Genomic DNA, 23,092 nt, shown 5'->3' on the forward strand with positions numbered 1-23,092 from the left:
CAGGACTGTGACTGAGACTGAAAACTGCGACTGAAAACTAAAAAGGTCTATCTTCCTTCTTAACTCCCCATGTTGTTGATGGTTTATTTCCCATATATAATTTTAGTTCCCCGCCTTTTACTATCATTTCTTGTGTGATGTATGATTTTGTGTATGGTTTTCCGTTGTATTCTACTTTTTGGATATAGATGTTTGAAGCACTATTATTAACTGCATTTATCGTAAAAGAAACATCTTTTTTATGATGAATCACGGCAGTATTTACTAACGGACTTCCTAAAACATAAACTCCATTTGCTGGATTAACAGAATAGAATCCCATTGAAGATAAAATATACCAAGCCGACATTTGTCCTAAATCTTCATTACCGCATAATCCGTCCGGTTTTACCGAATAAAATTTATTATCGATTTCACGAATTAATTTTGCTGTTTTCCAAGGCTGACCAACATACGCATACAAATACGGAATATGATGATTGGGCTCGTTTCCGTGAGCGTACTGACCGATTAAACCGCTGATATCTGGTGAAACATCCTCGCCTTCAACTTTATCGGTTAGTAAGAAAAGTGAATCTAGTTTAGCTATAAATTTTTCTTCGCTACCAAATAAATCAATCAAACCGTACGGATCTTGAGGAACCAACCAAGTGTATTGCCAAGCATTTCCTTCTACATAATCGTCTTTACGGTGCGCTGAAGAAAGCGGATTAAATGGTGTTCTCCAATTTCCGTTTGTCAATTTACCACGCATAAAAGTGGTTTCTTTATCGAAATATTCTTTGTATAAATTGGCTCTTTTCGTAAAATAATTATAATCGTCTGTTTTGTTTAAAGATTTCGCCATCAAAGCAATACAATAATCATCGATTGCGTATTCTAAAGCATTTCCAACAGATTCTAATTGTTTGTCAGCCGGAATATATTCCAATTTTTGAACATAATCCATTCCGTCGCGCGTTTGCATTGCTGTTTTTTTGATTGCTTCGTAGGCTAAATTCGTATCGTAATCACGATATCCTTTTAAATAAGCATCGACAATAACGGCTATAGAATGGTTTCCGTTCATGGTATTGGTTTCGTTACCCATTAAATGCCAAACTGGTAATCTGCCCTGCTGCTCATAAATCGCTAAAAATGATTTTACAATATCATTGATTTTTTCTGGCTGCGTAATGGTGTATAATGGATGCAATCCGCGGTAAGTGTCCCAAAGTGAAAAAGTGGTGTAATTGGTAAAATTAGCTTTTTCGTATACTTTTTTGTCTGTACCTCTGTAATCTCCGTTGGCATCATTAAAAATAGAAGGCGCAAACATGGTGTGATACAATGAAGTATAAAAAACTTTCATTGTTTTATCATCTGCTTTTATCTGAACTTTATTCAGTTCTTTATTCCATTTTGAATCTGCTAATTTTACAATGGCTTCAAAATTCCAATCTGGGATTTCTGCTTTTATGTTTGCAGAAGCATTCTCTGTACTTACTGGAGAAATTCCGACTTTTACTAGAATCTGTTTATTTTTTAAGGTTTTAAAATCTAAAACCGCTTTTATTTTTAAGCCTTCTCCTTCTGTCCCTTTTACCACAGCTGTACTATCGTAAACCGCCATATTGGTAATTGGTTCAGAGAATTCCATTGCAAAATAAACGCGCTGATCTGAAGCCCAGCCTGTCGAATAACGATATCCTTCTATTTTATTTTCGCTGATTTTTTTAATGAACGTTTTTACGGGTCTGTCCCAGCCAATTCCGTCAGCAAGGTCTATTAAAATGTGTGAATCATTTGTGTTTTCGAAAGTATATTTATGAAAACCAACTCTTTCGCTCGCAGTTAATTCGGCTTTAATTTTATATTTGTCTAATAAAACGCTGTAATATCCGGGTTTGGTCACTTCGTTTTTATGAGAGAAATACGAACCGTAACCGTTTACCATATCTTCTTTTGTGCCTTTGGTCAAACCAACTTTTCCGCTTACTGGAAGCACCAGAATATCATTTAAATCTCCAATTCCAGTTCCGCTTAAATGCGTGTGTGTAAAACCTAAAATGGTATTGCTGGCGTAGTTGTAACCGCTGCACCAATCCCAACCTTCAAAAATATTTACCGGACCTAGCTGAACCGCTCCAAAAGGAACATTAGCCCCCACAAAAACATGACCATGGCCAGCTGATCCGATAATTGGATCGACATATTGCGTATAATTTGTTTGTACTTCTTTGTCTTTTTTCTTCTGTGAATTTACAGGATTTACAAAAAACAGGTTTAAAGCTAAAATGCCTCCAAGAGCAATTCTGTTGTATTTTTTAACCATTTTGTTTGTTTTTATTATTTCAATGCAAATCAATAATTAAAAAAGATTTACGTATTTTTTATCACTTTGCGCAGAGGCACAGCAGTGCGCCTCTACAGAAAACCTTTGCCCCTTTGAGCCTTTGTCCCTTTGAACCTCTATTTATTTCTTTCCAAAACCTCAAACAAAGAATAAATCTTAACTTCAGATTTTGTTATTTTTCCTTCAAACGAAGTTATTTTTTCTTCTCCTGCAGCTAAATCAAAATAATTGTCGCTCCATTTTCCTGTATATCCTTTGGCAGAAATGCAAACATATTTAGCTGCTTTTTCTGCTTTTATGATAATTGAATTTCCTTTTATCTGCCAACTTAATTTTGGATCTTCCAATTTTAAATTTATTGGGCGCGTCAGATCAATTTCTGGTTTTATATCATCCCGATATGCTTCTTTTATGGCGTACCATGCCGCTTTTGGCTGTCGGTTTTCGTAATCGGTAATGCTCCAACTTGCCACAGGCCAACAATCGTTTAATTGCCAAACTAAAGTTCCCATGTTATAAGGCGCTTTCGAACGGTGAATTCCGACAATATTTTTTATGGAATAATAATGCATACACTGACTCAAATATGCGTAATCTTCCAAATTCATCTTTTTTATTTTAGAGGCATCAATAAAATATTTACCGAGATAAGAATCTAATTTTTCAAAACCTTTACCCGCTTTTAAATGTACTTTTAGTACATCTGAATATAAATGACGATCTTCTTCTGAAGTGAAATTTTCGACTGACGAATAGTTTGGCAAAGAAAGCATTCCGTACTCACTCACAAAACGTCCTGTTTTGGTTTTAGCGTTTTCAATATCTTCTAATCCCCACCAGATTCCCCAATAATGGCTATCTCCTTCGGTTATGCTTTTGGCTTTTGACCAATGATGCAAAGGCGACGAACTTAAATACGGACGTTTATCATCGACTTCTTTTACCCATTTCGGAATACTGTCGTGAAACAAACGCGTGTAATCTTTCCATAATCGAGTTGAATCTTGTTTGGAGATTTTAAAGCTTTTCATCCAACCCCAATTTTTAAAAGCTTCATCAGCTTCGTTGTTTCCGCACCACAAAACGATACTCGGATGATGGCGTAATCTTTTTACTTGGTACTGAACTTCTTTTTTTACATTATCAAAAAAAGCATCGTCTCCAGGAACCATTGTGCCTGCAAACATAAAATCCTCCCAAACGTTTATTCCGTATTTATCGCATAAATCGTAGAAATAATCGTCTTCGTAAATGCCGCCACCCCAAACACGGAGCATATTCATATTGGCTTCTTTGGCAGATAAAACTATTTTTTCGTATTCTTTTTTGGTTACTCTTGACAGAAAAGCATCAGACGGAATATAATTGGCTCCTTTCATATAAACCGGTTTTCCATCAATTTTAAAATAAAAAGATCTGCCCAAACTATCTGGTTCTTGAATCAATTCAATTTTTCGATTTAAAACATACGGTTTCTCAGGAGTTTTTTCGTCATAAGCTTCCAATCTTGGCGTTTTCCATATTCCGCAGGTAGTAAATTTTGGTCCCCAATCCCAACCGAAATGATATTGCGCTTTACGTACATAAGCACGCGGATTGTCTGGAATTACAAACGGATAATCTTTTTTTGCCAATGAATCGACTACATTTTGTGCCGATTGAAATACAATTCGTAAATCGTTATTTCCTGATTTCAAGACTTTTTTAACCTCAACACGCCATTGACGAAACATATTATCGGCTCTTAAAACCAACTGATTATTTACATATACAGATGCATAAGTGTCTAGTCCGTCAAAAACCAATTCTGTATTTTTCTTTTTCAGCATATTTGCTGTAACCTGAAAAGTGTTTTTGTATTCCCAGTTTTTGCGTTCTATCCATTGCAGTTTTTCTTCATTATCTCTGTAAAACGGATCTGGTATTAATTTGCTGTTTAGCAAATCGGTGTGAATTTCTCCAGGAACAGTCGCTGGATACCATTTTTGCGTTTTCTCTTCACGATATGTCCAATTGTTTTTTAAATCAACACTTTGCGCGAAAGCAATTGATGTAAAACCTATCAAAAACAGGCATATGAAACAGTGAAGTTTTTTTTGATAATTCATTTTATGAAGTGATATTTTAATACCTTCTAAAATTAGTAAAAAGGCAACTAATTTGGCAGTTTAGAGAAGGAAAGAAATGACCAAGTTTATTCCTTCTCTGTAGAATTTATTCTTTGTTAGTAACTCTAAAATACAACTAGAAATTTCTTCTTTACCACTGCCTTATGCTTTATTTTGGTTTTGATATGGATTGCTTTAAATTCAAATAATTGAATAAACTTTTAAGTATCGTTTTTTGAAATTTTTAAAATGCAGAAAATAAAATCCATCTTTTTCAGCAGAATCTCTATTAGTTTGCTGCGAAAAAAAGGCATTTGAATCTGCAAGGTAACTTTTCAAATTGTTCACTTTTTAGATCAATCAATTACAAGATTTAAAAATAAGCCGGGTATGCTCACTACCCGACTTATCTTAACTAACCAACCAAATTTAAAAATTACTTATCCCACCAAATTCTTGTGGTCATTAAATCTAAACCTTGACGCTGTATTGCTTCTTTATAATTAGCCTCGTTTGTAATAAGTTCTGACTGATCATAAATTAATCTTCTCGGAATTGTTCCTTTTGTTTCTCCTGTCGGATCATTTACGGGAACTAAAACTGGATATCCTGTTCTTCTGTATTCTGAGAATGCTTCAAAACCGTTAAACAATAATAAAATCCATTTTTGAGTGATAATCTGTTCGATTTTTTCTGCTTCTGTTCCTCCAGATTTAAACGGATAAGTCGTAATGTAAGTGTTGTATTCTGCTAATGAAACTGCAGGCACTTTATCTCCAAAAATCGTTAAAATATTCATTGCTGCTCTTACTCCATTTTCGTAATAAGTCTGATCAGATCCGCCAACATTCCAACCTTTTACTGCTGCTTCTGCCAATAAATACTGAACCTCAGCATATGACATAATTAATGTTGGAGCATCGTAACGCAATACTGTTGAAGTATTTGGATCTGAGAAAAGCTTTTTATCGCCGCCTGGAAAATCTTTTGCATCATTTGCCAAACCTAGCTGACTTGCTGGACTGTTATCTCCAGTTGCTTCTATTTTTGCATAAATTCTTAAACGCGGATCGTTTGTATTTTTCAATAAATCGATAAAAGTTTTACTGAATTTGATATTCGCTTCACCACCGTTCAAGTCATTTCTAACCCATGCAGAAGTAATAGGATTTGTTTTAACTCCCGGAGGCCCTGCATCATGGCGTAAAACCAAACTATCATCATTTGAAGTAAATACGCCTTTAGCATACGCTTTTTCTACAAATTCTTTTGCTTTTGCTGGATTTACTTTAGACAAACGCATTGCTACTCTTAACATTAAAGAGTTTGCTAGTTTTTTCCATCTTGCAACATCACTTTGGTAATACAAATCGGCATTTCCTACGAAAGGTTTTCCAGCATCTAAAGCCGTTCCAGCTTCATCCAATTCTTTTAAAAGATCATTGTAAATAGCTTCTTGCGTATCGTATTTTGGAGAATAAACACCTCCGTTGTACCCTTTTCCTGCTTCGAAATAAGGAACTTCACCGTAAGTATCTGTCAATTTTTGAAACAAAAATACTTTCATGATTCTACAAGCCTGAATCATGTTTGAATTTTCAGGCGTATTTTCTACTACAGATAATAATTGGAAAATCTGATTTAATCCTTTACCATAAGTTTCACCAAAAAGCGCTGCCGAATATTCAGAAGAATACGAGTATTTCGAACCTGCTCCTGTAGGTGACGAGAATTGCTGCACAATCTGCGCTGCGTAAATATTATTCCCTCTTGTGTTAGAAAAATCCTGTCCGTCTACATAAATCTCAGCAAGTGTAAACATCGATTTTACAGCTGGATCTGTTAAGGCATTTGGATTCGTATTCATTTCTTCGAATCCTTTATCGCATGAAGCCAATGTCAAAACACCAACAATTGCGACACAAAATATTTTGATATATCTATTTTTCATCTTTTTTAGTATTAGAATTTGACATTAAGTGCAAAACCATAATTTCTTGTCAAAGGCATTGAAGCTCTCTCCATACCTTGTGCATTACTGTTTGAGTAATTTGACTCAGGATCGATGTTTGGAACTTTGTCATAAATAGTCCATAAATTATGTGCTGAAAATGCTAAACTAACAGACTGAAATGGTGTTCTTTTTAAATACTCTTTTGGAAAATTATAAGCGAATGAAATTGCTCTAAGTTTCACGAAATCTGCATCGTAAACAAAGTTTGATGTTACATCACTGTAACTTCTCCAGTAATCGTAAGCCGAAACTGTTTTGTTTACAGGATTTCCGTTAACATCTGTTCCGCTTACTGCAACTCCAGTTTCACGACCAGGAAGTGTGATTTCAGATAATCCGTAACGTGTTCCTAACTGATTGGTAGCAGAATAGATTTCTCCTCCAAATTTAGCATCAACAAAAACAGAAAGAGTGAAATTTTTATATGAAAAATCATTTGAAAGTCCCATAGAAGTTGGCGCAACACCTTGTCCTGCAATAACTAGATTTCCTCTTAAGAATTTTCCATCTGCATCTAATACAACATTTCCGTTTGCATCTCTTAAATAATCATATGCTTTAATAACTCCAAAAGGTTGTCCTTTTTCTAAAACTACATTAGCTCTTCCGTCTCTGTTTCCTTCTAATGTTTTTGTTGTAATTTTATCAGAAAGATTTAAAACTTCACTATCGTTGTAAGCAAAATTATAACTCACATTCCAAGAAAAACTAGGCGTTTTAACTGCTTTCACATTAATCGCAAACTCCACCCCTTTATTTAAGATTTCTCCAACGTTGATTTTTGTAGTTCTATATCCAGAAGCTTGAGAAACATCCGCATCTGTAATATCGTTCGTTGTTTTTTTGCTGTAGAAAGTTAAATCTGTACTTACTCTATTATTGAAAAATGTGTTTTCAAAACCAAACTCAATTGTGCTTACGTTGTATGGTTTTAAAGTTCTGTTCGGAATTGTTTCTCCATTTACACCCAAAATTGGCTGTCCTAACGAATCTGTTTGTCCGTCTGGCGTTATATAAGTTAAAGCTAAAGCGTAAGCTTCTGGCAATGCACCCCCTACGTTACCCCAACCTGCTCTAATTTTACCATATGAAATCCATTCTGGAAGACCGATAACTTCTGAGTAAATGAAACTTGAACTTACAGAAGGATAGAAAGTGCTATTATTTGACGGATCTAAAGTTGAAAACCAATCTTCACGACCTGTTAAACTTAAAAACAAGTAATCTTTGTATCCTAAATCTGCAGAATAGAAAAGAGAGTTTACTTCACTTTCAGAGAATAATTTTTCTGTTTTATCTGGCTGTGTATTTGCGTAGAAATATTTGAACGGAACAATAAAGTTATTTCCTTTCATTTTAATACCACTGTATCTATTATGCTGACGGTTTGCACCAATAAAAGCATCTAATGAAAGATCTTTAGCAATATCTCCTTTGTAACCTAAGAAACCAGAAGCATTTACTTCAGAACGAGTTTCAACTCTGTTTTCGATAGATCCACCTGGGCTGTAATTTATTCCAGTAGGCTCAACTTCAGTATATTCATAATTAATATCATCAATACCAATAACAGCTTTAGCATAAATTTTATCTGTAATGTTATAATTTACTTTTGCAGAACCAATAAAACGCTTTCTAAGATCGTCGTTTAAAGGAGATTTTGTAGCAAAATAAGGGTTTGTATGATATACGTTTGCTCCTAAAAAGTCTTCTTCTCCGCCATTTGCATCATAAGGATCGCTTAACCATCTGATATCTGTTCCCGGAGTCATAAAAGTTGTTGGGAAAGATGGATTTCTTGGCGAATCATTTAAGTACGGACGGTTATGGCTTTTCTCAGAAATATATTGCGCATTGGTCTCGACACTTATTTTTTTATTTGGGGCAGAGTTTAAACTCAAAGCCACGTTATTTCTACCAAAAGTAGTTTCTGGCAAAATAGATTCGTCTTTGGTATTTCCAAAAGATAATCTAAAGTTTGTTGATTCATTTCCTCCAGAAATCGCTAAAGTATTACTGAAAGAATATCCAGTTCTGTAGAAATTTTCCACGTTATCTTTTCCATACGCTTGGTAAGGTCTAGTTTTACCGTCAAGAGACAAAGAAGGTGTTCCGTCATATTTATCTCCCCATGCAAAATAGTATGAATCTCTAAGTTCCTGTAAATTAGTAAATCTAGTTGGCACACCGTTTGCATCTGGCGCTCCGGCACCGTATTGGTCTTGCCATTTTAAAAGACTTGCAGGAGTATTAAAAGTAGAATTTGTACTAAAATCTACCCCTATTCCAGTTCCACTTTTTCCTTTTTTTGTTGTAATTAAGATAACACCATTTGAACCTCTATACCCGTAAAGAGCAGAAGCGGCACTACCTTTTAAAACTGACATCGAAGCAATATCATCTGGATTGAAAGAAGACATACCATCTCCTTTATCGGCACCACCCCACATTCCAGCATTTCCTTGTTGCGTATTATCAATCGGAATTCCGTCTACCACATACAAAGGCTGGTTCAATCCTGATGCTGAAGTTGCACCACGAATAACAACGCGGCTTGAACCTGATGGTCCTGTAACTGGAGCCGAAACGTTTACACCGGCAATTTTACCTTGCAAAGCATTTCCTAAATTGATTTCTTTATTTTTTGTCAGATCCTCGCCTTTTAATTCTCCAACGGCGTAACCTAAACTTTTCTTTTGTTTTTTAACTCCAAATGAAGTTACCACAACGTCTTTTAATTCCTGAGTATTTTCAACAAGTGTAACAGCAACTCTTGTTTCTTTTTCTTGCAATACAACTTGTTTTGACTGAAACCCTATAGAGGAAACATTAAGGGTAATTTTACCTTCTGGAACATTCATTTTGAATCGGCCTTCAGCATCTGTAACAGCGCTAAATGGTTTTCCTTGAACTTCGATTGATGCAGCAACAACTCCCTTGTTTTCTCCATCTGTAACTATGCCGGTTATTAATCGATTTTGAGCAGCAGCACTTAAACTGCTAAGCAATATCACTCCTAACACTGCTAATATTTGTCTCATAAGCATTCTTTTTGGTTATTGGTTTTGATTTCGTTTGTGTTTGTTGTTACGTGTTTGTTTTTAAATAATTAATAAAAATTGGTACTCTATTTTAAATATCACAGCAAACAGCTTTTACAAGTAGTGCTGTATTCTATTTTCACTAAAACGTTTTAGTGAAATGGTTAAAAAATTTTTAAACTGATTCTCTTATTATTAAAGTGCCCTTTTTGAGAATTTTTTCAACTTTATAATCCTCAAAGTTTGTCATCTGACTCATTAGCAATTCTATAGATTTAACTGCGATATCTTCTATGGGCTGAGCAATTACAGATATTGTGGGCGTATGCAGTTTGAAACTGTCATGATCATCAAAACTAATAACTGAAATATCCTCTGGAATTTTACATTTTAAAGTTCTAAAGGCCTGAAGTCCTGCAAGTCCGAGGTAATTTGCCGAAAAAAGTACAGCATCAATCTCTTTATTTTTTTCAAAGAAATTTATAATTGCTCCCACTCTGCTTTCTTCACTGGCGTGATAATCTAAGTGAAGCGTGTACTTTTCGTTATAAATTCCTTCTTCTTTTAACGCTTCGACATATCCTTTTTCTCTTAATTTCATCTGAATCATTCCAGATTCATTATTCACAACGGCAATATTTTTTCTGCCTTTGCTAATTAAAAATTTAACCGCCGAGTAAGATCCTTCGTAATTGTCCATTACAACATGACTTACTTTTTGATTGGCAAAATATCGGTCAATTAGCACAATCGGTTTTTGCATTTTTAAAAGCTGACTGATTGTTTTTTCTAAATTTCGTGTTGGCGTAATAATAAAACCTTCAACATTTGCCTGCAAAAGACTTTGCACCAATTCTTCCGAACGATTGTTATCATCTCCTGTGCTACAATAAAAAACTCTATAGTTTATATTTTTTGCTTCGTCTTCGATTACTCTTGCCAAGTCTGCAAAAAACTGATTGGAGATATCTTCTACAATAAGTCCGATTGACCTCGTTTTCCCAGTTCGCAAACTACTCGCAATCATGCTCGGTTTGTATTGCAATTTTTGCGCTACATCCTGAACCTTTTTGATTACTGATGGACTAATGGCCATTTTTTCGCCTTTGCCGTTGATGACAAAAGACACAGTAGAAATAGAAACCTCTGCTTGCTTAGCAATATCTCTAATTGTAATCTTTTTCATCTAGTAAAAAATTTATTGTTGCATATTTTAGTACATCACAAATATATGTAAGTACGGCTTACAAAAACGTTTTAGTAAAATTTTTTTTCAATAAATCTCTTTTTTAAACATAAAATAAAACGAAATATTCAGTAAATACTATATTTCTATCAGTTATTGTCATTTTGACTTTTAATATTGATTTTATAAATTTTATAGCGATTTAATTGTGTTTTAAACTAATTCATATTCTTTTTTCAACGCTATTTTGAGAAAAAAATTTTAGAAAAATCCAAAATTCTTTAAAAAAGCCTTTTTCAGAAAACCACAAGATGTAAAAACAAGATGCAGGAAGTAAGAAAAAAATCCTTATTTTTAACTAACCTTCATTTTTTGCATTATGACCGATAAATCACAACTTTTAAGTTCCATTTTCAGGCATCTTGACGGCTTGGTTACTGCTCCAGTAGCAGTAGCGCTCAAAAATAAATCTGTATTAGAATTTATTTTAAATAAAAGACAAACAACATTATCTGAACTTGCAAGTACTTTTAATGCCAACGAAGGCTATCTGAATGTTGCGTTGAGAGTTCTGGCTTCTCAGGGATTTTTAGAATATGAAATCGATAATAAAACACAGATAATTGCAATTTCTGTAAACGAGAAAACCGAAACTGCTTTTTCTCTGTTCTATCTCTACGATGATGTTGTTGAATTGCTTCAATTATCTATACATTTTCATCCGCGTTTGTTTGAAGATACGCCGTTTGAAAAGCTCCATATTATTTTTGAAAAATATAAAAAAAGATACGGAATTGAACCTTCTAGCGATCCTCTGACCAATAGCATTCAGGAACAAATTTTAAAACATATTGAAGGCTACCTCATCGGACCAACTATTGTGCGTCTGGCAATGAATGGAATGTTTCATAAGTATTTTATGGAAACTTCTTTCAGACCCGAAGAATTTCATAAATCGCCCGAAAATTTTAAAAAGATATTAGACTTTTTTGTGCATTTGGGCTGGTTTTTGGAAAAAAATGGAAATTATCAATTTACTGAAGCTGGTTTATTTTTCGCTAAAAGAGCTAGCGCTTACGGCGTTACGGTTTCTTATCTGCCAACATTTGCCAAAATTGAAGAATTAATTTTTGGAAATCCTGATGCTTTAAGAATTGCTGAAGGCAAAAACGAAATTCATGTGGATCGAGAAATGAATGTTTGGGGAAGCGGCGGCGCACACGATACTTATTTTAAAGTAGTTGACGAAATTCTGATCAAACTTTTTAATCTTCCGATTGAAGAACAGCCAAAAGGAATCCTTGATATGGGATGCGGAAATGGTGCTTTCCTGCAGCATATTTTTGAAGTAATCGACAGACAAACTTTACGCGGAAAAATGCTCGATGAATATCCGTTATTTTTGGTTGGAGCCGATTACAATCAGACAGCTTTGAAAGTAACGAGAGCCAATCTTATAAACGCAGATATTTGGGCAAAAGTAATTTGGGGCGACATCGGACGTCCTGATTTACTGGCAGATGACCTAAAAGAAAATTATAATATCGATTTGAAAGATCTTCTGAATGTGAGAACTTTTCTCGATCACAATCGAATTTGGCAAGATCCGAATCAAATTAACGAAAACAGAGTAAGTACCTCAACTGGCGCATTTGCTTACAGAGGCAAAAGAATCAGCAATAATTTGGTTGAAGATAATCTTTTAGAACATTTGCAAAAATGGTCGCCATACGTACACAAATTCGGTTTGCTTCTGATTGAACTTCATACTATAAATCCGAAACTTACAGCCAAAAATTTAGGTCGAACTCCCGCAACAGCTTATGATGCTACTCACGGTTTTTCGGATCAGTATATTGTTGAAATTGATGTTTTTAATGCAATTGCCGCAGAAGCAGGATTGTTTCCGGATAAAGCAATTTTTAAAAGATTTCCCGATGCTGATACTGCAACGGTGAGCATTAATTTATTGAAAGGAAAATAGATTATTTTAATTTCTATACATTTCCCAAGGTTGAAACCTTGGGAAATATTTGAATAAGATGATTTAAAAAATAATGTATTTTAAATACATATTTCATTCCTACGGGGCTTTCCTTAATCTCTAAATATATTTTCTATAAATATTTCGTCCCGCTGGGACTTTTCAAAATAATTTTTCAAGCTCTGGAAGAGCGAAATATTTATAGCCAGAATTCAAAACAACATCAAAAAAGCTCCAGCGGAGCGACATATTTTATCTAAAAATAAAAAAGGAGCCGTCCGCAAAGACGCTCCTTTTTTATTGAATTTTCATTAATTAAAGAGAAATTATTTCCCTCCAATCAACTCCATAATTTTGTCATAAATCGCTATATTTTGGTAAACTCCCATGAATTTTTCAGAACCTGGACCGTAAGCAAAAACTGGAACTGGAATTGAAGTATGATCGTTCGTGCTGAAACTTCCGTGAACATAACCTTTTTCAATACTTCCGTCAATTAAAGATAATCCGCCGGTTTCGTGATCTGCAGTTACAATTAATAACGTTTCTGGATTTTTATCTACAAATTCCATTGCCTGACCAACCAATTTATCAAAATCAAGCATTTCTCTAACTACGTATTCTACATTAGTTTGATGTCCGCCGTAATCGATTTGAGCACCTTCTGCCATAATAAAAAACGGATTTTTAGTTTTTGCAAAAGTATTTGTTGCTTTCGCAAAAGATTTAGCTAAGAAATCTCCTCTCCCATTTTTCATAGAAACTACCGCTGCATCTTCTAAAACTACAAATTTGCTGCTTTTAATAGTATCTAAACTTGAGAATTTGTCAGAGAAAGTATAGCCTTTTTCTATTAAAGCTTTAGACAAATCTTTACCATCTTTTCTGGAAACAAATTCTTTTTGTCCTCCTCCAATTAAAATATCAGAAGAATTAGAAAGAAAATCATTTGCAATAGGTTCGCTGTAACTTCTATCAGACTGATGCGCATAAAACGCAGCCGGAGTTGCATCAGTAATATTTCCAGCAGAAATAATTGCTGTTTTATAGTTTTTCTTCGCCAATTGTTCCGCAATTGTCGGAAGTGGTTTTCCTTGTTCATCGACACTTATAAAACGATTATTAGTTTTATGTCCCGTTGCCATTGCCGTTCCTCCTGCTGCAGAATCTGTGATATAACTATCTGAAGCTTTTGTAATTGAGAATCCTTGAGTTGGAATATTAAACAAACTCAATTGCCCTTTGTTTGCAGTGTAACCAGAATAGATTTGCGTTAATCCCATTCCGTCTCCAATTAAAAGAATAACATTTTTCGGGCGTTTATTCTTGAAACCATTTTTAGGAATATACGCTTGGTGAAATTCTGTATTCTGGTAAAATGTAGTTTTAATGCTATTTATAAATTGAGTCAATTCGGCCACTTTATCCGTTCCGATAAAATCAACTTTTAAGTTCATTAAAGTCATATAGGTATTCACGTTGTCTTGCGTAGCCCAGAATCTTATTTTTTTCTTTTGATCGTGGACTTTTTTGATAATTGCCTGAATTTTTTCAATATCTGGCTGCGTAACAACACCTTTTCCGTTCCAAACTGTAATTTCATGCAAATCTTCGCTGATCATTTCAACTCTCGCCAATTGATCTGGAGTATAGTTTTCATTCAACCTTCCATCAAAATAAATAAAATCTGGATAAGTTGCCCAAAGTGATGGCAAAGGTCTGTTTCCAGAAATAACCACTTTTATATTTTTATTCGAAATAATATCTGGAAAAGCCTTTAATTGTTGCGTAATTACTTTCAAAGTCAAGTCGGCATCTGACTTAATATCAATCATTAAAATCAAAGGTTTATTGCTTGGATAAGCCTTTCCTTCCAACGTTTTTAATTTGTTTGAAAGCGGCTCTAAATACATACTTTTAAGCGTATTGTGAGCAGCTATTTCTTTAGAAGTATGTGCCACAAACAATTCGTTATTCACTAAAAAAACATCGGCTTCTATCACGCCTGTTTCGTTAGAATAAGCTCCGTAAAATGGCAGTTTACTTTCGTAATCGTTATGCGAATGAATGTTAGACGAAGTGTATTCTTGCGCTTGTGCGAATAGGCAAAATTGAAGGCAAAAAAGGGTGATTATTTTTTTCATTGAAAATAAAATTAATAGCAAAAAGTCGTGGGTTACTTTCCTGCTATATTGAAACAAAAAAGGTTTTAGCGTTTTTTAAAACCGCAGTCTCCTGACCAAAGACTGCAGTATAAAAAACTAAAAAAACACAATGAAATTAAGTTACTACCAGCCTTGGTTTTGAGTCAAAGCTCCTTTGCTCACCGCGATTTCATCTGGCGGTATTGGCCAAACGTGGTGAATCGCAGGATTAAAATTACGAGCAGGATAAATTACGCTTCCATCATAATGGTGCAATGGTTTTGCATAAGTTTCTTTTGCATCTCCCCAACGCACTAAATCATAATGACGATCTGTCCATTCTCCTGCTAACTCGCATCTTCTTTCTCTTTTCAAATCAACCATTGTCGCTCCAGAAATATCGGTAAGACCTGCACGGTGACGAATCATATTTATTTCTGTATCTGCACTTTGACCTTTCATTAACTTCGCTTCCGCTAACATTAAAATCACATCTGCATATCTTAAAAGAGGCACATTTAAAGCTGTTGAAGGTTTGTCTCCGTTTGCATTTACATAACGAATATCAACTCCGCCCGATGTTGTTTTTGGATAACTGAACGGCTCCATATATTTTTTAAACTGATAACCTGTTCTGTTACTTGAACTTACTACATGATTTCCTTCATTGAACGTTACTGTCTCACCGAAATAAACAAATTTGTCTCCCTTTTGTAAAATCGTAGCGCTTCGTCTTTTATCGTTTGCGGCATAAGTATCGAACAATTCTTTTGTCGGATAGAAATTTCCCCAACCGTTGTAAACTCCCCAACCTTTATCTTCTAAACAAACTCCAGGAAAAATAGAACCCAAAGATGTATTTTCTGCACTTGAAGTTACAGCCCAAATATATTCTGAAGACCAGTTATTACTGATTTTAAATACATCTTCAAAATTGTCTAACAATTTGTGCTTTCCGCTAGCCACAATCATATTCGCATATTTAATGGCGTTATCCCAATCTTTTGCATACAAATAAGTACGCACCAAATAAGCCCAAGCCGCAGTTTTATGAGCGCGTCCGTAATTGTCTTGAGTAAGCTGATCAAAGTATGGCAATAAATCAGCCGCTTTTATTAAATCTGCTTCAATATAAGCGTAATTCTCCGCTACATTTTTAGCACGAGGCACATAAACATTTGTTGGATTTTCTCTGTCTTGAATTGGAATTCCTGCACGATCATCTCCATAATGGTAAGCCAATTCTAAGTGCATTACTGCATGATTAAAATAAGCTTCTCCCAACATTCCATTTTTTGTGCTTTCGTCTAATTTAATATTTGGAATATTACGAATTACGTCGTTACAACGTTTCATAATTTCGTAGTGAATTCTCCAGATATCTTTTGTATCCGACTCTGATCCATCTACGATAAAATTTTTAATTCTTTCTGCATTTTGTCTTGGTTTTGTTCCGATATCATCGCTGGCATTATTTAGCCAAAAGAAACCACGACCGTACATATTATCATCAGAATACAAAGCATAAATTGCATTAACTCCCGCTTTTGCGTCTGCTGGCGTTTTCCAGAAATTCCCGCTTGAAGGAGCTCCTTGCGGCACAACATCAAGTTCACTTTCGCAAGCCGAAGTGCTTACCAAAAGCACGAAACTCAATAATAAAAGACTTATTTTTTTCATTTTAATTGTTTTTTATTTTTTAAAAAGTTGCGTTAATACCTGTCATGTAAATACGAGAAAGCGGGTAACGAGCTAAATCCATTCCGAAGTTTTTAAGTCCAACTTCAGGATCCATTCCAGAATATTTCGTGATTGTAAATAAGTTTTGTCCCGAAATAAAGAATCTCAATTTCGCTTTTCCGTTCAACCAGCTTTCTTTAACTGTATAACCAATCGAAACGTTTTTCAATCTTAAGAAAGAAGCGTCTTCGATAAATAAATTAGAAATACGTCCGAAGTTGTTATTGTTATCTGTTGATGAAAGAACTGGAACATTTGTATCGGTATTTGTTGGAGTCCAAGCATCTTTTGATTCAGACAACAAGTTGTAACCTGGAAAAGAAGCATTTAAACCTGTATGTTTTACAGCGTTGAAAACACTATTTCCTGCAGCACCCGTGAAGAAAACATTCATATCAAATCCTTTGTATCTGAAATTCGCATTCAAACTATAAGTTGTTTTTGGGAACGGACTTCCTAAAATTACTCTATCGCTGTTGTTGATTACACCATCTCCATTTTCATCTTTAAATTTAATATCACCAGCAACCGCATTTGGCTGATACATAACTCCATCTTTATTTACATACGATTTTACCTCATCATTACTTTGAAATAATCCGTCTGTCTGGTATCCGTAGAAAGCACCAACTGGGCTTCCAACTTGGTAAATATTCGCTAAAGGCAAGCTACGAACTCGGCTTAAACCTAGAGGCTCTAATGAAGTCAAATCGTCTTTAATAGAAACAATTTTATTGCTTAAAAATCCAGCATTTGCCGTTACATCAAATTTAAATTCACCACGAGTTTTTTGGTACGTTAAACTTACCTCTATCCCTTTGTTTTCAACATCTCCAGAGTTCACGATTCTTCCTTGCGGTGTTCCTGAAACTCCAGGCAATTGGTCACGAACCAACATGTCTTTGTTTTTCTTCACGTAAGCATCAACAGATCCTACCAAAGTATTGTTTAGCATTGAAAAATCTAAACCAATATTAGTCTGTTCAGAACTTTCCCATTTCAAATTCGGGTTTGATAATTCGCTTTCCGCGTAACCATAATTGATTGATGGCACTGCTCCAATTAAAGCTTGAGATTGAACTAAAGGCACACTAAATTGGTATGGCCCAAGATTTCCTAAGTTTCCAATTTGTCCCCAGCTTGCGCGAAGTTTTAAATTGCTGATGATTGGCTCGATTCCTTTCATGAAATTTTCTTCAGAAATTAACCAACCTGCAGAAACTGAAGGATATACTTTCCAACGGTTATTTTCTAATAATTTTGAAGTTCCATCACGACGAACAATTCCAGAGATTAAATATTTCTGATTGAAATCGTAATTGATTCTTCCCACATATGAAGAAATAATTTCATCTGATCTTCCTGCTGCTGTTTGCTGAATTAATTTTGCATTCAACAAATAACGCTGCGATGGATCTTCGTTATCAAAACCAGTTCCTTCAATAGTGTAGAAATCTTTTTTAGTTTCTTGATACGTATAACCCGCTAAAGCTTTCAGATTGTGTTTTCCGAATGATTTTTCATAAGAAATTGTCTGCTCGCTTAATAAATCTGTAGTTGTGATGTTTTTAATAGTCAATCTGTTGAAGTCAAAGATTTTTCCTGGCTCTGTAACTTTTACTGTAAAATCATTTGCATTATCTTGAATTCTAGTGTAACCCCAGTTAGATTTTACTTTTAAACTCGGAACAATTTCCCATTCTGCATAAGGATTGATCAAAATCGTAGAAATTGGATTTTCGTTATCTAATCTTTTCAAATACGCCACCGGATTGATAACGTCTCCGTAAGAACCAATATATTTTTCTGGAACTCCACCAAATTGTCCAGAACCATCTTCTCTATAAATTGTAGCATTTGGCGGATACAAAATTGCTGCTTGGATTGCTCCTGTGTACGAACTTGAAGTATTAGCCGTCTGACCATTTGTTAATGAGTACGAAATATTTTCTCCAATTGTAAAATTATCAGCTAATTTGAAAGAAGAATTTGCTCTTACTGTATAACGTTCTCCATAAGTATTTAGCAAAATACCTTCGTTTTTTCTATAACTTCCAGAAAGAAAGAAATTAGATTTTTCTGTTTTTCCGTTTATCGAAAGCGATAAATCCTGAATTTCTCCTGTACGGAAAATTTCGTCCATCCAGTTTGTTTTTGTTGTTCTTGCTGTTGGCTCATAAGCAGGATCGAAAGCAGGAATTCTTGGCAAACCAGCATTATCTCTTGCAATATTCATTGCATCAGCATATTCTGCAGCGTTTAAAACTTCTAATTTTTTGGCTACATTCTGAAAACCTCCTTGATAATTTACATTCACATTAATTTTATCCGAAACTCCTTTTTTAGAAGTAATTAAAATTACCCCACCAGAAGCTCTCGCACCATAAATTGCTGCAGAAGCCGCGTCTTTCAAAACGTTGATCGAAGCAATATCATTTGGATTTATTGTATTTAAAGAGCCACTGTAAATGATTCCGTCTAAAACGATTAAAGGCGTTTCAGCATTCAAAGATCCAATACCACGAATATTGATTGTTGGCGCTGCAGTTGGATCTCCACCATCGTTGATTACTGTAACTCCGGCAACAGTTCCTTGCAATAATTCAGCAGCATTGTTGTACGTTCTGCTTGAAGCTTCTTTCATAGAAACTGAACCAACAGCTCCTAAAACTTCATTCTTTTTCACACTTCCGTAACCCATAACCACAACTTCCTGAAGCTGTTTTACATCGGCTACTAATTTTACTGTAATGTTTTGCGAGCTTGTTACTTTTACTTCTTGCGTTATATAACCTACGTAAGAAAAAATAAGCGTCGCTTCAGAAGAGTTTACCTCCAATTTAAATGTTCCATCAAAATCTGTTGCTGTTGCTGCATCAGAAGTTTTATCTTTAATTCCTACACCTGGCAAAGGCATATTATCGTCCCCGCCAAAAACAGTTCCCGAAATAGTAATTTTGTTCTCTGCAAGTTTCTGATTTTTCTTGATTACGATATTATTGCTAACGATCTCATATTTAAGAACATTTCCGCAAATTTTATCCAACGCTTGTTCTAGCGTTACATTACTCAGTTTTAAACTTAATTTCTGATTGGCGTTTACTTGGCTGCTTTCGTACATAAAATGCACATCAACCTGATTTTCAATTTTTTGAAATATATTTTTTATACTTTCATTATCAACTTTTAAAGTCACTCTTTTGCTAATGTCAACATTCCCGGCTTGTACTGTTAATACAGCAAAAAACAAAGCCATAAATAGGAATAATTTTGCTCCCATTGTCCTTATGCTCTGACATTTTGCGGCATACCGCATTTGTTTTTCATTCATAGTTTTTAGATTTAGTGTAATTGTTTTGTTTATTAGTTTGCTACGTAGTTTTATTTTTATTGTTTAAAGAATTACTCGATTTTGTAACCCCCTGAATCTATTTTGTATTGGGCGTTGATGATATTGCACACCAATCCAATCACCTGATCGGCAGGCAATTCTTTAAAATAGGCGCTAATCTTTAAATCGTTTAAATTCTTGTTTTTGACTTCAATCGCAACATTATAATTACGGTTGATTGTGGCTACAACTTCTGGCAAAGGCGTTTCTTCAAAAACCATAATGTTTTTTCGCCATAGCGAAATTGTATTTACTGGAACATCTTTAAAAGCCTGAAGTTTATTGTCTTGCGATTTAAAAACCACTTTTTGTCCCGGAGTCACATATACATTTTCTTCTGTCACAGTCGATTTTACGTTTACTCTTCCTGTTGCAACCGAAACTTCTTGCGTTCTTTGGTCTGGATATGCTTGAACATTAAAACTGGTTCCGAGAACTTTGGTATCCATTTTATTGGTATGAATGATAAAAGGATGTTTTTTGTCTTTGGCTACATCAAAAAAAGCTTCACCGCTTAAATACACTTCTCTGGTATCTCCTTTAAACTCTTTCGGATATTTAAGAACACTTCCTGCATTTAACCAGATTTGTGTTCCGTCACTTAATTTTATTTGAGCATGTTCTCCAAATTTTACTGTAAATTCTTTGCTTTCAACAGGATTTGATGTTTGGTAGAAAAACACCGATAATCCGATTAGGAAAACTAAAGAAGCCGCCACAGCCCAATTTTTATATGGAAGAGCAATAACTTTATTGGTATTCTTTATTTGTCTTAATTCTTTTTTCAGTTTTGAACGGTCTGATTGAACCATTTCCATATTATCAAAAAAATCATCTGTACGATCGTACCATTTATTCCACATTTCTTGTCCTTTCGGAGAATACTTTCCTTCTAAAAAATTTTTGATTTCGTTATTTGAATTTTCAGGCATTATAATTTCTTTATGTCTTTAATAGTATGTCTTGGGAATTGTAATTTTAGGTAGGCGCAAAAGGTTACGCTTCTGTTAAGAAAAAAGCTGAGTTCTTAATCTGAAGTTTACTTTTAATTGAATTCGCCCAAATACGTGCGCATAAATTTCAGCGAATACGTAATATGGTATTTTACGGTTTCGATCGAAACATTCAATTCTTCTGCGATTTCTTTATTGGTATAATGTTTTACACGGCTCAGAATAAAAACCTCTTTTGATTTTTTTGGAAGTAAATCTGCAGCTTCATCAACCGCTTTTTGCAATTCATCGTAATAAATAGAATCTTCGATTGCATTATAACTGGTTTGTGAAACGGTATTTTTTTCTAAAACTTCTTGAATGTATTGATCGGTAACTTCATGCGATTTAATGTAATCTAAAGTCATGTAGCGAACCGAAGTGTAGATATAAGCCGCAAAACTTTTCTGGATTACAATTGTTTTGCGTCTTTCCCAAATAGAGGTAAAAACTTCCTGCACAATTTCTTCTGAAATAGCGATTGATTTCATTCGGAGATATACAAATCGAACGAGCAGATCTCGATATCGGAAATAAAGTTCATCAAAAGCTTTATCCTTGCCTGATTTTAGTAATTCGACAAGTTCTTCGTCTGTAAACTTCTTATACATGATTCATTATTTTATGATTAACCAAATGAAAAGCGTGAGCCAAAACACTTTTTCTGATTTTGTCTTGATAATGATCTTGCTGTTTTAAAAATGGCATATACAAAGTATTGGGTTCTTCTTATATGTCTCCAAAATTAAAACTGAGGGTAGGTCGATTAGGTTACGTTTACATTAATAAACTCCCTCTAAAACGAAACATATTATTAACATTTGGAGTAAAAAAAAAGCTGTAAAATAGAACTTTGGAGTATTTGGAGTAAAAAATGAAAACCGCAGTTTCATATAACAATCCTTCTCTTATAAAAAGCAGAATTAAGCTGGAAAATCGCTTAACAAATAATTAATGAGAATGCTTTAAAAACGAATTTCAAACCATTAAAAAAATCTATTTTACAGAAATAAAAAGTAAAAAATGAAGCATTTCAGGAATGAGAAAAAACACTTTTATGAGGAATATTATAATTTAAAGCTTTCCACTTAAAACTGAATTCTGCAAAAAAGAAACTATTTCCGATTTTAGCGTAAAATAGATTTGTTTGCAAAAAACACGAAAAGGCTTTAGCTAAAATTTTAAGTTTTAGCTAAAGCCTTTTTATTTCTCTTTATTTTTAAATGAAAGAGATTTTCTCGAAAAAAATTACATCATTGTATTAATACGTATACTGGCTTTTATTAGCGCCAAAGCAGAAATTTTTGAAATATGAATATCTTTCGGCTGATGATGCGAATTCTGACTTACCAATTTTACAAATTCATGTCCTTGTTCCGATTTTTGAACATATTTCACCGTAATATATTCTTCCCAGTCATTTAGTTTTACACTTAGAAGATACATTTCGCCAAAAAAGATATTTTCAAATTCCGTTTCCTTATACAGAATAATATCTCCAGATTTTAATAAAGGATACATACTGTCTCCTGTTACAGAAATGGCTCCATCACATTTTGGCAGATTTGGAATTTTTATAGTATCTAAAATTCTTTGCGGTTCTCCGCTGCTAAATAATTCTCGCAAACCTGCAACTGCTTCCAAATCATATAAAGGTATTTCTTGACTCGCATGCAGCGAATCGACTGTTTTTCTATCACTATTCATAATTACAACGCTTGTATTTTCTTCCTTAATCATTGGTCCATTTCCTGTTAACAGCCACTCTGAATTTAAGTCCGGATAGTAGTGTAATATTTTACACGCCTTATCTGTTCCCATATTACTGCTATTATCTAAAAACTTATTAGAAAATCCTAAATCGTTACAAAATTTATACTTAGTAATCCCTTTATAATCAAGGTATTCTCGCACTCTTTCCGTTGACCCCATAAAAAGATGTATTATTTTACGTTAAAAATTTGGTTTCATGTATTATTTTACATTATATTTGCAAAGTAAAGAAAAATAAAATTGAAAAACAATAGCTTAAGCCAGAAAATATTGGGAAAACAAAAATTACAGTATTTTAAAATGTAATGTAAAAACCTGATTTAAAATAAATTAAACCATTTAAAATTTAAAAAGAAAAATATTACCCTAAAATCTCAAAAAGAT

General features: G+C 34.2%; 12 protein-coding genes. 1 reads left to right on the forward strand and 11 read right to left on the reverse strand.

All coding sequences use genetic code 11. The features are described 5' to 3' along the window. Positions 1-37: 37 nt before the first annotated feature. The 5 genes from ACE01P_RS20575 to ACE01P_RS20595 all read right to left on the reverse strand — a co-directional run bounded on the left by ACE01P_RS20575 (position 38) and on the right by ACE01P_RS20595 (position 10,684). Complete coding sequence (locus tag ACE01P_RS20575; RefSeq protein WP_379700912.1) at positions 38-2,314, reverse strand: GH92 family glycosyl hydrolase; 2,277 nt, start codon at positions 2,312-2,314, stop codon at positions 38-40. Positions 2,315-2,451: 137 nt separating this feature from the next. Beyond that, positions 2,452-4,443, reverse strand: a complete 1,992-nt coding sequence (locus ACE01P_RS20580) for a glycoside hydrolase family 2 protein (RefSeq protein WP_379700913.1) — start codon at positions 4,441-4,443, stop codon at positions 2,452-2,454. A 436-nt stretch (positions 4,444-4,879) separates the two neighbouring features. After that, on the reverse strand, positions 4,880-6,394 hold the full coding sequence (locus ACE01P_RS20585; RefSeq protein ID WP_379700914.1) for a SusD/RagB family nutrient-binding outer membrane lipoprotein: 1,515 nt from the start codon (positions 6,392-6,394) through the stop codon (positions 4,880-4,882). Positions 6,395-6,405: 11 nt separating this feature from the next. Further along, on the reverse strand, positions 6,406-9,498 hold the full coding sequence (locus ACE01P_RS20590) for a SusC/RagA family TonB-linked outer membrane protein (RefSeq protein ID WP_379700915.1): 3,093 nt from the start codon (positions 9,496-9,498) through the stop codon (positions 6,406-6,408). A 175-nt stretch (positions 9,499-9,673) separates the two neighbouring features. Continuing rightward, entirely contained in the window at positions 9,674-10,684 is a 1,011-nt protein-coding gene (locus ACE01P_RS20595; protein WP_379700916.1) for a LacI family DNA-binding transcriptional regulator, read from the reverse strand. 379 nt (positions 10,685-11,063) lie between these two features. On the opposite strand from ACE01P_RS20595, the gene ACE01P_RS20600 reads away from it, so the two are divergent. Further along, the gene (locus ACE01P_RS20600; RefSeq protein ID WP_379700917.1) at positions 11,064-12,668 is read left to right on the forward strand and encodes a class I SAM-dependent methyltransferase; all 1,605 of its coding nucleotides are present in this window, start codon (positions 11,064-11,066) and stop codon (positions 12,666-12,668) included. A gap of 326 nt (positions 12,669-12,994) precedes the next feature. Here ACE01P_RS20600 and ACE01P_RS20605 read toward each other — a convergent pair whose 3' ends face one another. The 6 genes from ACE01P_RS20605 to ACE01P_RS20630 all read right to left on the reverse strand — a co-directional run bounded on the left by ACE01P_RS20605 (position 12,995) and on the right by ACE01P_RS20630 (position 22,867). After that, on the reverse strand, positions 12,995-14,812 hold the full coding sequence (locus ACE01P_RS20605; RefSeq protein ID WP_379700919.1) for an alkaline phosphatase: 1,818 nt from the start codon (positions 14,810-14,812) through the stop codon (positions 12,995-12,997). A 144-nt stretch (positions 14,813-14,956) separates the two neighbouring features. After that, positions 14,957-16,492, reverse strand: a complete 1,536-nt coding sequence (locus ACE01P_RS20610; RefSeq protein ID WP_379700921.1) for a RagB/SusD family nutrient uptake outer membrane protein — start codon at positions 16,490-16,492, stop codon at positions 14,957-14,959. A 19-nt stretch (positions 16,493-16,511) separates the two neighbouring features. Then, positions 16,512-19,883, reverse strand: coding sequence for a TonB-dependent receptor (locus tag ACE01P_RS20615; RefSeq protein ID WP_379700923.1), 3,372 nt, complete (start codon positions 19,881-19,883; stop codon positions 16,512-16,514). Positions 19,884-19,954: 71 nt separating this feature from the next. Next, a complete protein-coding gene (locus tag ACE01P_RS20620) occupies positions 19,955-20,875 on the reverse strand; it encodes a FecR family protein (RefSeq protein WP_379700925.1) in 921 nt (306 codons plus the stop codon). A gap of 113 nt (positions 20,876-20,988) precedes the next feature. Then, a complete protein-coding gene (locus ACE01P_RS20625; protein WP_379700926.1) occupies positions 20,989-21,546 on the reverse strand; it encodes an RNA polymerase sigma-70 factor in 558 nt (185 codons plus the stop codon). Positions 21,547-22,183: 637 nt separating this feature from the next. After that, positions 22,184-22,867 carry a helix-turn-helix transcriptional regulator gene (locus ACE01P_RS20630; RefSeq protein WP_379700928.1) on the reverse strand — a complete coding sequence of 228 codons (684 nt, stop codon included), beginning with the start codon at positions 22,865-22,867 and terminating at the stop codon, positions 22,184-22,186. Positions 22,868-23,092 lie beyond the last annotated feature (225 nt).

It is taken from the genome of Flavobacterium sp. HJSW_4 (genome assembly GCF_042436695.1).
GTDB lineage: Bacteria > Bacteroidota > Bacteroidia > Flavobacteriales > Flavobacteriaceae > Flavobacterium.